Source organism: Sphingobium sp. LMA1-1-1.1 (assembly GCF_040676365.1).
In the GTDB taxonomy this organism is placed as follows: domain Bacteria; phylum Pseudomonadota; class Alphaproteobacteria; order Sphingomonadales; family Sphingomonadaceae; genus Sphingobium.
This window is the reverse complement of the sequence record NZ_JBEGHS010000045.1, coordinates 142,994-156,067: the sequence shown is the minus strand read 5'-3', so window position 1 is coordinate 156,067 and position 13,074 is coordinate 142,994. Positions and strand designations below refer to the sequence as shown.

Sequence of the window (13,074 nt, the reverse complement as noted above, 5' to 3'; positions counted from 1 at the left end):
CTAGGTTAGATAAGTTACAGGGCTCGCAAGCGACTGATTCAGCGCGATGAATCGGCGATTCCGGTCCCCGATAGCACGAGAGTCCGGTCCCCGATGGCACGATAGTGCCGGTCCCTGATAGCACGAGATGATTCACAGCTTATCCCCAGGGCGAGTTGACGAGCGGCGACGGCGGCGCGGGATGCCGAGCGCGTCGGGATCGGTGGGTGCGAAGGACAGGATTTCGGGACCGCCGAGGCATTGCTCGATGGTCAGGCGGTAGCCGGGCAGCGGCTGGCGGCGGACGATGTCGCGCAGGTCGTAGGCGAAGTGCTTGAGTGGAGAGAGACTGCCGGATTTCGCGTGGAGGTGCGGGAAGTCGAAGCTCCAGCCGAACTCCTGTTTGCCGCCGTGCTTGCGCACGAGGCGGTAAAGCCAGCGCTCCAGGCCGCCAGTGAGATCGAAGTATTTGCGGTCGATCGTCAGCACGAGCGCATCGTCAAGCACCGCGCCATAGAACCAGTCGGGGAGGATCAGTTCGAGACCGAGCGGACGGCCGCGATGGTCGGCGCGTTCCTTCCATTCGTTGATCCAGGAGAAGCGGTGCATCCGCCGCTCGGTCGGCTGGCGGATCGAGGTCGCGACCGTGGTCGACTGCAATCGGTCGAGTGCCGCCTTGAGGCGGTCGTAGTCGCGCAGCGATACGCCGCGGCCGATGAAGTTCAGGATTTCATAGGGGGTGGTCGCCATCAGGCGCGAGGGGCGCAGGCCGACATCGCGCGCCTCGACGATCTGCGAGGCCGCCCAGATCAGGACGTCCGCGTCCCAGATCGTCGCCATGCCATGTTCCGGCACCGCTTCGACACGGATCTTCACCGACCCGGCCTTGAAGTCTATCGGCGCCAGACGCTTCGACTTGGCGAGCGAAAAGAACGGGTAGGCCATGAGGTCCTGCGCATCGCGGGGTGCGAGATCGCCGGGCAGCGCCCGGAACAGATCGAGTTGGGCGCGCTCATCGTATTGGGTGTGGCGGGACGACATGGCCGGTCGTCTCAGCGCGGGAAGCGTCCGCCGGCGGCGGTCGAGGCTGTTTGACGCTTTGCCGGTAAAACAGTGCCGCCCCGCGGATCGGACGTGGAGGTGACGAGACCGCGATCCGCCCAGGCCTGAAGGTCGTCGACGGAATAGACCACGCGGCCGCCGAGCTTGCGGTAGATCGGACCGGTCCCGTAGGTCCGATGCTTCTCAAGGGTGCGTTCGGAAAGGCCGAGGAAGCGCGCCGCCTCCTGCGTTCTCAGGTAGCGTGGCGGTAAATTGGCGGCTCTTTCGGCCATGATCGCACCTCCGTGGTCTCGCGGGCGGCCGCTTCGAATAAGCGGCGGGTTGCGAGCACGGTGGCGCGAAGACGGCGCCCCGGACGATGTCGAAGTAAGATGCTAAAATCGACACGCGAGTGGATATCAGCGATCCCGGCGTGGGCGGCGCAGCAGCGTCCGGTAGCCGCCGCGAACGAGCTTCATGCCGTCGCGGGCGAGACGGATGGTGATCTCCCGGATCGGGTCGCCGACCCACGATGCTGCGTCAATCTTGTGCTGGGGGAAGAGATGCTCGGCGACGGTGCGGTAGATGGCGCCGCTCGCGCGCGCGTCGATCGCACGCAGCATCTGGCGGGCGCGCTGACGTCTTTGTGGCGTCAGGCGTGGATCGGGCGGCACGCGCTTGCCGAACATCGCGTGCCAGAGGCGTTCAACCGCGGTCAGTCGGTCGGGCGTCAGCTCATCGAATATGATGAACGCGCCAAGGGGGCGGGCATCATCGACGCCGATCAGGGCGACGTCGTGGGGTTCGCCGCGCAGTACGAGCCGGATCAGACCAGGATCATGCTCGATGATGGCGTGGGCGTGCAGATCCTCAACGCGGAGGCGGAGATGTCCCGCCGGGTTCGGTCCGACGGTGAACGGCAGTGTCGCCGGATTGGTTTGCGGGATCCAGAAGATTGGCTGGATGAGCGCGGAGTTGCGAGGGTCGGCGACGAAATCGCAAGCCCCATTGCTCGGCGAACTCGCCCGCGACATCCTCGGTCAACCGCCCGACGGCTACCAGCTCCTGATAGGATTTTCTGTATTCAGGGTTGCGACGCAGGAACTCCCAGGCGAGATCGCTGGGCGTCAACTTGTCGATATAGTCATAGGCGGCTTCAGACCGCCAACTTTCATCCTCGGACATTCTCCACTGCCTCCGCGTAAGGTTGTGCAACGCGAGTTTTGCAGTGGATACGATTCCGGGTTGAACGGAGCGCGGGAAGAACGAAGTGGCCGCAACGTGATGCGGTTTACGCATCACCTCAGTGCAGGCGGCCCTGGAGCAACTCGCAAAAACCGCTCTTCGTCATCCATTTCGCGCGGTCGAGATGACTGGTGTAGATGCGCTGAGCGCGTTCCGGTTCGGCCTTGGCATCGAGGCCGAAGAGGACTTTGACGACTTCGCGCCAGTCGGCTTTTTCAGCGTCGGCATCCAGCAGCCGGACGTACAGCTTCAGATGCGCCTCGTCATAGGCGGTCAATGCCGCCCCAGCCGGCGGCTGGTCGAGAAAATCGTCTTTGGTCACAACATCCCCCGATGGCGAGATGTATCCAAACTGGAGGATATTGTTAACCGTGATTTGATCGGAATGATAACGCATGACCTTGACGCGAGACGAATTTGCAACGCCGCGACCTGTCGAACGTCAGGTTTCCTTCTTCGCATCAACGAGCAGCACTCCCTTGCCCTGATCGGAGTTCAGGAAGACAATGCCGGCGCGTTCGAAAGCCCGTCTCACCTCATCGCGCGTGCTCTCAAAAACCTCGAGGCCACTGGTGGATTCGAGGCGTTTGAGCGCGGTCAATGAGACCCGGGCCTTGTCAGCGAGCGTCTCCTGTGTCCAACCCAGCAACGCACGTGCGGCCCGAAACTGTCGGGCGGTGATCATGCATGATCACCTCCCACACGGACCTACGCGTACGCCAAAACTACGACTATAATAGTCGTTCTTGGCAGCGTATTCCAGTCAGAAGTGCTTATTTGCTCTCTGTCAGGCCGCCGAGATCGCAACTGATTCGGTCGCAGCAAAGCCGAGGCCCCGGCCTTCCGGTCGGGGCCTCGCGGGGGGCCTCAGTCGCCCCGGCGCCCGTTGGGACGGGACCAGATGAGCGAGAGGGTCTCGCCTTCCTCGTCGTCGAAGAGGTTAGCGTAGATCGGGGCGTTGAAGCTGGGATCGTCGAGCTTCAGGCCCAGATAGGCACGCCCTTCGTTGGAGGTCTTGGACCAGGCGGCGCCGATCTCGGCGCGGCCTACGAAGACGCGGTGGCTCGGGGCGTTCTCGCCCGTAGCGCGGGCCTCGGGGACGATCCGGACATTCTTGGTCTGGACGCTGAGGGTAACGATTTCGCCGGTGAACTCGTTGTTGCCGGTCTTCTTGAAGGTGCCGATGGTCGCCATGGTAGTTCTCCTTGAACTCTGTTGCGAGCCCGCACCATTGCGGCCTCGATGGCGATCGAGAGGTCGGAGGCGATTGACGGCGCACCCCGCAGGGGCCTGACAGCAAAGGAGGGGCTTTCTTGCCTCGCGAGGAATGGCGGCGCAGCCGGCAGGGGAAGAAAGTTTCGACGCCGCTGTTGCGGCATAGGCGATCGAGGCGCAGCCGACCTTCGGCCAGATCAGCCCATTGAAGAGGCCGTTTTGGAGCGGTCGACATGACAGAGACGCATCACAGGAGAACGTGGCGACCATACCGAACCGACATGACCGTCACAACGCCCGACACCGCGGTTCAACCATCTCCGTCGGACGCTATGTTCCGGCGTCTCCTGCCCGCCGCCCGCGAGATCACCCCCGCCGGCCTTCGCACCGTCTGCGCGCTGTCACGGCATTGCCCCCGGCACCGTCACCGATGGCATGGCACGTCAGTTGGGTTAGCCGTCGATCCGGTCAGCGCGATTGCAACCGAGCTCGGCGACGTGGAAGGCGCGACCGCTAAGACATCAATTTACCATCCCGCCGCCGCCTGCACCGATGTCAGGTTTGCACGATGGTCTGCCCGGTTGGCCCGGGCGCGGCCATAGCTGTCACGCGAATCAGCGCCGTGGCGCCAACGGCGATTGCCCCGATGACAGAGAAGATGAGCTGCCAGATGTCGGAGGGCATGGTGTGTTTCACGATGCCATGTGTCGCGTGATAACCGGCCAGCGCCGCGGGCGCGACGAAAGCGAGTGCGATCGCGAGCCGCATCCAGAGCGGGCGGACGAAGGCGAGCAGGAACTGGCCGAGGCCGAGCGTCACTGCGGCGGCGGCGAGGCCGACGAGGATCGCTCCGTGCCAACCAGCGCCGCTGCTATAGGCCTAAGTCCCGGCGCTGACGCCCGCGAAGAACGGCAGCGCGAAGACAGCTAGTGTGAATAGAAGCCAGCACAGGACGCCGATCGCCGCGATGCCGGAGAGGATGCCGATGAAGACCATGGTGGTGTTCTCCGTGAGATAAAGGTCTGACGGTCGCGCCTCCACCACCACCACGGCGCATTGATAGTATAGCCGAAGAGAACGCAGGGCGGGAGCGGAAATCCCGTGGGACTTCCGCTTGCGGCCCTGTCGCCTTGCCCGCGATTAGCGGGCGAAGGGGTCGATCTCGTGAACGATGGCGGCGGCTTCGCCGTCATATTCGCCAGCGGGCATGACGCCCATGGTGCCGTCCCCGGCCTGGAAGATGACGATCGAGACCATGAGGGTGGCGGCGAGGCTGAAGGCGAAGGCGTGAGCTTGATTGAGGGACATATGACCGGCTCCTGTCTTGGAGGCGGGAGGCCATCTCCCGCGCGACAGGCGCCCGATGTGTCCGGCCGATGGCCGCAATCACCGCGAAGGCGAAGCTGGAGCGGCGGCACGCTTTGCGTAGTCCGACCCTTTACGGGTTGATGGCGTCAGGCCCGCGGCTGGACCAAGGATCAGCGCAATGGAAGCGGGGGATGGTTTCTCGCTTCGACCGAGTGCTAGGATCGCCCCACAGCAATTCACTGCGTTGGATTCGAGCCGTGTCCTGGTCGTCCGCGTCGGAAGGCAGGAGGGCGCAAGCAAACGATGGCAGCCGGATTTCACATACCAGACGGCAACGACGCCCTTCGAGATGATCTTCCGGCAGTCGTCGAACTGATCGAGCGTACGGCCCGGTGGGTGAATCCGGAGACTTTCCGGCGTCTGCCGGTATGGGCGCCGCATACGGCTCGCGGCCGGCCTCTCTATGACGCAGCGTGGTCGCGCCGGTACACGAACACGAAAAAGGCGACCAAGATCACCGCTGAGAAGTTCGAGGGCAATGTCGCCGCGCTCAATGCACTCGTGGCGGCTCTGGGCGTCGCGGCTCCGAAGCCGAAGAACTGGACCGTGTGTCACATCTGGGGGTACGACGATCCCTCGTTCGCTCAGCAAAGCAGCGTCGTCCAGGATCTGCGCTACTTCTCCTGCGTCGCCAATATGGTGTGGCTGCCGACCCCGCTCAAAGGCTTCACGGACACGATGCCTGAAATCAAGGCGATGCTGCGAGTGTGCGCTTTCCACCTTTACGGTTGGGCTTGCGAGCATCCATCGGTTGCCGAGCAATATGAGAAGGTCAAGAACGGCTGGATTCCCGAAGGCTATCCGAAGAGTTGGCCTTGTCCGGAGCGCCCTGGACTGCTTCCGCCGGGTACAGCGCCGTTCGGGGAGCGGATCGAGCGCGAGATTGCCAAGCGGAAGGGCAAGCTGAAGGCCGACCTCGCGAATGCGGCCTTTCTCCATTATCCGAAGGAGGAAGTGCTCGCGGTGCTGAAGTTCTGGGGCGTCGACCTGGGGTGACGGCGCTCACGCGCCGCCTCCCTTCGGGCGAAAGTCGAAGACCGGGATGCCGAGCTTTCTGGCCTTGTCGGCAAGGTTGTCCTGGATGCCGGTGCCGGGGAAGACGATGACCCCGATCGGCAGAACGTCGAGCATCTGATCGTTGCGCTTGAATGGTGCCGCCTTGGCGTGTTTCGTCCAGTCGGGGGCGAAACCGACCTGTGGCACCTTGCGGGTGTCGGCCCATTTGGCCGCGATCTTCTCGGCGCCCTTCGGCGACTTGCCGTGCAACAGCACCATGTCGGGGTGCTTGGCGTGGACCTGATCGAGTTTGGCCCAGATCAGGCGGTGATCGTTGAAGTCGAGCCCGCCGGTGAAGGCGATCTTCGGACCGGCGGGGAGCAGCACCTCGTTGTCGGCGCGCTTCTTGGCGGCGAGGAAGTCCCGGCTGTCGATCATCGCCGAGGTGAGGTTGCGATGGTTGACCATCGATCCGCTGCGCGGTCGCCAGTTCGACCCGGTGTGGCGCTCATAGTGCTCGGCGGCCTGGTCGCGCATCAGCTCGAAGGCGTTGCGGCGTTCGATCAAGGTCTGGCCCTCGGCCGTCAGGCGTTCCAGTTCGACGGCCTTCACCTCACTGCCGTCCTGTTCGCGCTGGCCGCGGCGCTGCGCCTGTTCATTGTCGTCCAGCTCGCGCTCGATCCGGTCAGTGGCGCGGTGGAAGAGGTTGACGGTCGACCAGAGGAGATCGTCGAGGTCGGGCTCGAGGCGGGTGTCCTCCAGGGTGACGATCAGGGCGTCGAAGATGTCGGCGATGGCGCCGGCGACATGGTCGCCCTCGGGAAGCGGTCGGGGATCGGGTTCATCCGCGAAGGGACGGTAGCCGTAGAGCTGGAGTTCGCTGAGGACGTGGTCGGTGGGGGAAGAGGCGTGGGTAGCGTCGTAGTCGTCGTGCTCGCTCATGGGATGCTCCGTCGGTTCGACCGCGACCCTCGCGGCCTTCATGGCGACGAAAGCCGGCGGGCGGGCCGGACCTGCATCCGCAGCGAAGCGGAGGGCCGGAGCACAGCGGAGGATGGCGAAGGCGGGCTATTTTGTTTCGCGATGGAAAGGCCCGAAGGGCCGCCGGAAAATAGTCCGTCGCAGACATTGCGGGTCCGGGCCGTTTGCTGGCCGATCGCCCTCTCGAAGGCCGGGGCGCGGTTCTCTCCGACCTGGGGATCATCCGAGCGATGCCGACGACGGCGCTCCCGCCGTCTGCATTCTCCTGCCGGCCTATGCCGCCAGCGCCATGAAGCGTGCGACGTCCTGCGGCGCGATCTGCACCCGGGCCGCTGCCCGGAGGCTGTCCAGCCCCGCCAGGCGGAGATCCTCGTTGAAGTCGCCCAGGCTCGGTGACACCACGACCGCTTCGATCCCGGCCGCGTTCGCCCGTTCGATCAACGTCGCCATCGCACCGTCGCCGGCCGGATCATTGTCGCGGGCGATGTAGAGCCGTCGCAGCGTGTCGGGGAACAGGATGGCCGAGAGATGCGCCGCCGAGAGCGCCGCCGCCATCGGCATGGTGGGTAGCGCCATCCTGAGCGACAGCATCGTCTCGATGCCTTCGCCCGCCGCCATCACGTCGCCAGCCACACCGAAGCGAACGGCATGCCCGAGGAGGTCGCCCATCGCCCGTCTCGGCGTGTCGATCGGGGCTTTGTTCGAGCCGTCCGGCGCGAGCCAGGTGCGGTGCGCGCCGGTCTGACGCCCGGCGAGATCGGTGACCGATGCGATCATCGCCGGCCAGGTCTCTGTCGGGGAATGTTCGTCAGGCCGGTAGTAGCAGCGGGGATGGAAGCGCAGGCTTCCGGTTCCGTGCAAATCCGTAATGCCGCGTGTATGGAGATATGTCTTTACGAGTGTGCCCGCAATCGGCTGCGCCATGGCGAACAGCCGCCGGGCCGCTGCCGGCGATCCGGCCGGCGCAGGTGACTGGCGCCCGCCACCGTGCGGACGGTCCGGTTCGGGATGCGGCATCGACAGGAACGTGCGCGCCTCATCGGCAACGTCCTTGAAGTCGACCAGGCCGCAGCTTTCGCGGATTACGTCGAGGAGATCGCCATGCTCGCCGGTGGCGGCGTCGGTCCATTTGCCGGCGGCGCCCTTGCCGGTCTCGCCACCCTTCAGCCGCACGTACATCGAGCGGCCCGGCGTGTTGCACACGTCGCCGACCAGCCAATAGCGGCCCTCGCGATGACCGGCCTTGAGATAATGACGGCACACCGCCTCGGCTTGTCGGCCGAGACGGATCGCCAACTCGGAAGCGTCCTGCCGTGCCATCACGCCGCCTCCCGCTCACTGACGCGCTCGACGGGATAGCGCTCCAGCACTTTGGCCAGGATCGCGGGGCCGGTCGCATCGGTCGGCACGAACATCCGCAGCTTCCACGAGATGATCTCGTGAAACAGGCCATAGGCCCGCAGGCGATCGCGCATGGCGTCGGTGAAGCCCGACAGCTCGATGCGGTTGGCGCCCATGACCCGGACGCGGCGAAGTTGAAGACCCTCGGTCAGATCGAGGATGGTCTTGCCATCCATCAGCGCCATGAAGGCGTCGTCCGGCGTCAGGGTTGACGTGCCGGTGGCGAGCGCGCCGGCCACCCAGGCGGCGGAGACACGGCGGCCAACGATGCGCTCGCCGTCGTCGGTCTGGAGTCGATACACCCGCGTCGACTCGCTCGGGAGGCGTTTCCAGATCGGCAGCAATAGGCCGCTGACGACATGGATGGTGCTTTCGGCATACTCCGGCACGTCGGCTACCTCGGCGTTCCATGCCGCGGTGAAGCCCGCCCGGTCAGCATCGACCCAATGGGTCTCATCCATCATCTTGATGGGGATGTTGTGCGCCTCCATCGGTCGGATCAGCCGCACGCGGCGTTCGATCTCGCCATCGTCCAGCATGATGCTGGTGGTCGGTATCTGCACGGCGGCGCGGCCCGAGCGCTCGTTGATCAGCAGTCTGGCGCGTGGATCGTCGAGATGATCGAGCGCCTCGGCCAGCATCACCGGCCGGTTGCGCTGGCGCTGGGTGATGGTCAGCAGCCGGGCTTCCGCCCCGGTTCCGGGATGGACATGGATGGTCTGGCGATCGGTGACGACGAAGCTCTCAGCCTGCAGCGTCTCCAGCCCGACGTCGTAGCTACCGGAAGCGATAGCAGCTTCGATCTTGGCGTTCAGCAGCCGCTCGAACGCCGTGAACAGGACGCCCTGGAGTTCGATGGTCAGCGCCAGCAGCCGGTTGAGGAAGGTGGTGATCGGCGGCAGCTCGTCCTTGATGCCGGTGGAGTCAGTCAGCGACAGGCCGGTGGCGTCCTCGAACATCTGGAGCGAGCAGCCGTCGACCTTGCCTCGCACCAGCAGCAGGTAGAGCTGCCGCAGCGCGTCGCGGGCGTAGTGCGATTCCAGATTGTCCTCGGGTCGGAACAGACCCTGGCCACCGGTCTGGCGCTGGCCGCGTGTGATCGCGCCGAGGGTGTCGAGCCGGCGGGCGATGGTCGACAGGAAGCGCTTCTCCGCCTTCACGTCCGTCGAAATCGGCCGGAACAGCGGTGGCTGCGCCTGGTTGGTCCGGTTGGTGCGGCCCAGGCCCTGAATGGCGGCGTCGGCCTTCCAGCCCGGCTCCAGCAGATAGTGGACGCGCAGCCGCTGGTTCCGCGCCGACAGATCGGCGTGGTAGCTGCGCCCGGTGCCGCCGGCGTCGGAGAAGATCAGGATACGCTTCTGATCATCCATGAACGCTTGAGCCTCGGCGAGATTGGCCGATCCGGCGCGGTTCTCCACGGCAAGGCGGTCGATGCCGCCGGGGCTGGTCTTGCGGACGATGCGGCGCGAGCGCCCTGTCACCTCAGCCACGACATCGGTTCCGAAGCGCTGGACGATCTGATCGAGCGCGCCGGGAACCGGGGGCAGCGAAGCGAGCCTCTCGATCAGGCGGTCACGACGGGCAACGGCGTCGCGGCTCTCGACCGGCTGGCCGTCGCGAAACACCGGTCGCGACGACAGGTTGCCCTCGCTGTCGGTGAAGGGCTCGTAGAGCTGCACCGGGAAGGAATGGGCGAGATAATCCAGAACGTATTCGCGCGGCGTGATGTCGACGCGTATATCGTTCCATTCCTCGGTCGGGATCTCCGCGAGGCGGCGCTCCATCAGGGCTTCGCCGGTCGAGACGATCTGGATCACGGCGGCATGGCCGTCGACCAGGTCCTGCTCGATCGAGCGGACCAGGGTCGGCGTCTTCATCGAGGTCAGCAGATGGCCGAAGAAGCGCTGCTTGGCGGATTCGAAGGCCGAGCGGGCGGCGGACTTGGCTTGGCGGTTCAACGTGCCGCCGTCGCCGGTGATGTTGGCGGCCTGCATCGCCGCGTCGATATTGGTATGGATGACGGCGAAGGCGCCGGCATAGGCGTCATAGATGCGCGTCTGCTCAGGGGTTAGCTGGTGCTCGACCAGTTCGTATTCGACGCCGTCATAGGAGAGCGACCGGGCCGTGTAGAGGCCGAGGGAGCGCAGGTCGCGGGCCAGCACCTCCATCGCCGCGACGCCGCCGTCCTCGATCGCCTCGACGAATTCGGCGCGGGTCGAGAACGGGAAGTCCTCGCCGCCCCAGAGACCGAGGCGCTGGGCATAGGCGAGATTGTGGACCGTCGTAGCGCCGGTCGCCGAGACATAGACGATGCGCGCATTCGGCAGCGCGTGCTGGAGGCGCAGGCCCGCGCGGCCCTGCTGCGAAGCGGCGACGTCGCCGCGTTCGCCCTTGCCGCCAGCAGCATTCTGCATGGCGTGGCTCTCGTCGAAAATGATCACTCCATCGAAGTCGGAGCCCAACCATTCGACGATCTGCTTGACGCGCGAAAGCTTCTCGCCCCGGTCGTCGGACCGTAGCGTGGCATAGGTGGTGAATAGGACGCCTTCGGACAGGCGGATGTCCTTGCCCTGCGGGAAACGCGACGACGGCGTGACCAGCAGCCGCTCCATGCCGAGCGCCGACCAGTCGCGTTGCGCATCCTCCAGCAGTTTGTCGGATTTGGAGATCCACACCGCCTTGCGACGGCCCTGCATCCAGTTGTCGAGGATGATGCCGGCCGACTGGCGACCCTTGCCCGCGCCGGTGCCGTCGCCGAGCATGAAGCCCCGGCGGAAGCGCACAGCGTTCGGCGCGTCGTCTGGCGCGGCCGAGATGACATCGAATGTGTCGTCAAGCGTCCATGATCCCGCGAGGAAGTCGGCATGCGCCTCGCCAGCGTAGATGACGGTTTCGAGCTGGGCGTCCGAGAGTAAGCCATCCGGGACGATGTTTGCAGGCAGCCGGGGCCGGTAGCTCGGCCTGGGCGGCGCGACCGAGGCCATCGCGACGGATTGCACCAGTTTGGTGGGATGGGCCTGCGCCCCGGGAATACGGATCGCCTGCAATCCATATTCTTCATAGATCGCGTCGGTGATCCGGCCGTCTTCGGCGGGTGTCCAGTCCACGGTTTCATAGACAAGCTCGACGCCTTCCGGCTCGATGGACGCAGGCGTGGCGGGCGCGGCAGTGGTACGGGCGCGGTATCCGCGAACGGTGCGGGGCGTCGCGGGGGACGCCGAGGTTTTCACTGGCGGGAGGGTGGCAGTCGGACGCGGCGGAATCTGCGTCTCGATCCAGCCGAGCAGCGTACCGACGTCGGGCGCGATGCCGGGCGAAGGGGGAAATGCCGAACGATCGTCGGCCGGCAGCTTGTCGATGACCGTCAGCCGCGTATCGATGGTCGTGCCGTGCTTGGCATAGACCGAGCCGTCCACCGCCGCGGTGAAGACGATGCGGCCACGCTCCTGAAGCCGGACGAAGGCCGCGGCCCAAGCCGGATGCTCCGGGCTGAAGTTGGCACCGGTGATCGCCACCAGCCGCCCGCCATCGGCAAGCCGGGCCAGTGCTGAAGCGACATGGCGATAGGCGGCGTCGACCACGCGGCCGGAGACGTTCGCCATGACGGAGAATGGCGGGTTCATCAGCACGACTGTGGGGGTGGCGTCCGGCGCGAGGTGATCGTCGATCTGGGCCGCGTCGAAGCGCGTGACGGCAACGTCCGGAAACAGCGCAGCGAGCAGATCGGCGCGGGTTTCGGCCAGCTCGTTAAGGAGGAGCGCTCCGCCTGATATCTCGGACAGGATGGCGAGCAGGCCGGTGCCAGCCGACGGCTCCAGCACGATGTCGCCAGCAGCAATGGAGGCGGCCGCCACGGCGGCGAGGCCGAGCGGCGCCGGCGTCGAGAACTGCTGGAGCGCCTGCGATTCTTCCGAGCGCCGGGTATGCGTCGGCAGGAGCCCGGCGATCTTTGAAAGAGCGGAGAAACGTGCAGCCGGAGATGCGGCTTTGCGGAAAAGCGCCTTTCCGTATTTACGCAGGAAGAGGACCGTCGCGACCTCGCAGGCCTCATAGGCCGCCTTCCAGTCCCAGGTGCCGCTGGTGTCGGACGCGCCGAAGGCCGCTTCCATCGCTGCACGGAGGAACGTGGCGTCGATGCGCTGACCACGTTCGAGATGATCGATAAGCTGCTGTGCAACGTCGAGGATCGAGGACGCACGGGTGACGGGCGCGGCCGAAAGGGCCACGGGAGGCAGAATGTTCATGGGAGGAACCTCGGGAGAGCGGAAGGAACAAGCCCGGCCGGCGCTCTCTCTCGACCGCCCGGACTCGACCCGTCCCTGCCGTCCTCTTCCTCTCGTCCGCTGACATGAAAAAAGCGCCCGACCGTGAGGCCGGGCGCGCGCATGGTCGGGAATCATCGCACACCGCCCTCCGCTAGCCACCGGCCGGTGCTGATCCACTCGATCGTGCGGCCGGTGGAGAGATCGAGCAGATGGGCGCCGCCGGAGAAACCGTCGACGACAGGGTCCGAGGCAATGCCGGCCCACTGAAACCCCCAGGTGCCGGTGAGTGCGAATGTCTCCGCGCAGCGGGTGACGAAGGTGACCAGCAATTGCGGATCGGCGGTTCCGGGGTCGCGAAGCCAAAGGCGCGTCGCGCCGTGCTCGGGTGTCAGGGAGAGCAGGAACGGCTCGGCAGGCGGGTCCTCGCGACCGTTTTCGGCCATCAGCGCGGTGTAGATGTCGAAGGCCCGCGCGACATTGGCAACCGAGCCGACGTCCAGCAGGCAGGAGAAGCGGGTGAGATATTCGGCCATATTAGGCTCCTGAAACGAAAAGAGCCCGGCGCTGGGCCGGGCTCTGAGTG

The 13,074-nt window shown here is 65.5% G+C and carries 13 protein-coding genes and 1 pseudogene; 1 reads left to right on the top strand and 13 read right to left on the bottom strand.

The window, feature by feature from the left end; genetic code table 11:
• Positions 1-132: 132 nt before the first annotated feature.
• From MRBLMA1_RS17420 to MRBLMA1_RS17380, 9 genes and pseudogenes are all read right to left on the bottom strand, one after another.
• Complete coding sequence (locus MRBLMA1_RS17420; RefSeq protein WP_363738467.1) at positions 133-1,020, bottom strand: replication initiator protein A; 888 nt, start codon at positions 1,018-1,020, stop codon at positions 133-135.
• A gap of 11 nt (positions 1,021-1,031) precedes the next feature.
• The gene (locus MRBLMA1_RS17415) at positions 1,032-1,313 is read right to left on the bottom strand and encodes a helix-turn-helix transcriptional regulator (RefSeq protein WP_048648556.1); all 282 of its coding nucleotides are present in this window, start codon (positions 1,311-1,313) and stop codon (positions 1,032-1,034) included.
• 126 nt (positions 1,314-1,439) lie between these two features.
• The gene (locus MRBLMA1_RS17410; RefSeq protein ID WP_229002132.1) at positions 1,440-1,886 is read right to left on the bottom strand and encodes a DUF2285 domain-containing protein; all 447 of its coding nucleotides are present in this window, start codon (positions 1,884-1,886) and stop codon (positions 1,440-1,442) included.
• Between the two features lie 4 nt (positions 1,887-1,890).
• On the bottom strand, positions 1,891-2,205 hold the full coding sequence (locus MRBLMA1_RS17405) for a transcriptional regulator domain-containing protein (RefSeq protein ID WP_363738945.1): 315 nt from the start codon (positions 2,203-2,205) through the stop codon (positions 1,891-1,893).
• Between the two features lie 118 nt (positions 2,206-2,323).
• Complete coding sequence (locus MRBLMA1_RS17400) at positions 2,324-2,662, bottom strand: DUF2285 domain-containing protein (protein ID WP_363738465.1); 339 nt, start codon at positions 2,660-2,662, stop codon at positions 2,324-2,326.
• A gap of 45 nt (positions 2,663-2,707) precedes the next feature.
• The gene (locus MRBLMA1_RS17395; RefSeq protein WP_024021493.1) at positions 2,708-2,950 is read right to left on the bottom strand and encodes a helix-turn-helix domain-containing protein; all 243 of its coding nucleotides are present in this window, start codon (positions 2,948-2,950) and stop codon (positions 2,708-2,710) included.
• Between the two features lie 182 nt (positions 2,951-3,132).
• Entirely contained in the window at positions 3,133-3,459 is a 327-nt protein-coding gene (locus tag MRBLMA1_RS17390; RefSeq protein WP_031310163.1) for a DUF736 domain-containing protein, read from the bottom strand.
• A 576-nt stretch (positions 3,460-4,035) separates the two neighbouring features.
• Positions 4,036-4,476 (bottom strand): annotated as a pseudogene (locus MRBLMA1_RS17385) (hypothetical protein).
• A gap of 144 nt (positions 4,477-4,620) precedes the next feature.
• Positions 4,621-4,788, bottom strand: a complete 168-nt coding sequence (locus MRBLMA1_RS17380) for a hypothetical protein (protein ID WP_162833680.1) — start codon at positions 4,786-4,788, stop codon at positions 4,621-4,623.
• A 303-nt stretch (positions 4,789-5,091) separates the two neighbouring features.
• Between MRBLMA1_RS17380 and MRBLMA1_RS17375 the strand changes: the two genes are divergently transcribed.
• Positions 5,092-5,844 (top strand): hypothetical protein, encoded by a 753-nt coding sequence (locus MRBLMA1_RS17375; RefSeq protein ID WP_109856087.1) that lies wholly within the window; start codon positions 5,092-5,094, stop codon positions 5,842-5,844.
• Between the two features lie 6 nt (positions 5,845-5,850).
• On the opposite strand, the gene MRBLMA1_RS17370 is transcribed toward MRBLMA1_RS17375, so the two are convergent.
• From MRBLMA1_RS17370 to MRBLMA1_RS17355, 4 genes are all read right to left on the bottom strand, one after another.
• Complete coding sequence (locus MRBLMA1_RS17370) at positions 5,851-6,786, bottom strand: DUF2493 domain-containing protein (RefSeq protein WP_363738463.1); 936 nt, start codon at positions 6,784-6,786, stop codon at positions 5,851-5,853.
• A 312-nt stretch (positions 6,787-7,098) separates the two neighbouring features.
• Positions 7,099-8,145, bottom strand: coding sequence for a DUF7146 domain-containing protein (locus MRBLMA1_RS17365; RefSeq protein ID WP_363738461.1), 1,047 nt, complete (start codon positions 8,143-8,145; stop codon positions 7,099-7,101).
• On the bottom strand, positions 8,145-12,470 hold the full coding sequence (locus MRBLMA1_RS17360) for a strawberry notch family protein (protein ID WP_363738459.1): 4,326 nt from the start codon (positions 12,468-12,470) through the stop codon (positions 8,145-8,147). Before MRBLMA1_RS17360 ends, MRBLMA1_RS17365 begins: the two co-directional genes overlap by 1 nt.
• Positions 12,471-12,622: 152 nt before the next feature.
• Positions 12,623-13,024 (bottom strand): hypothetical protein, encoded by a 402-nt coding sequence (locus MRBLMA1_RS17355; protein WP_153204398.1) that lies wholly within the window; start codon positions 13,022-13,024, stop codon positions 12,623-12,625.
• Positions 13,025-13,074: the final 50 nt, after the last annotated feature.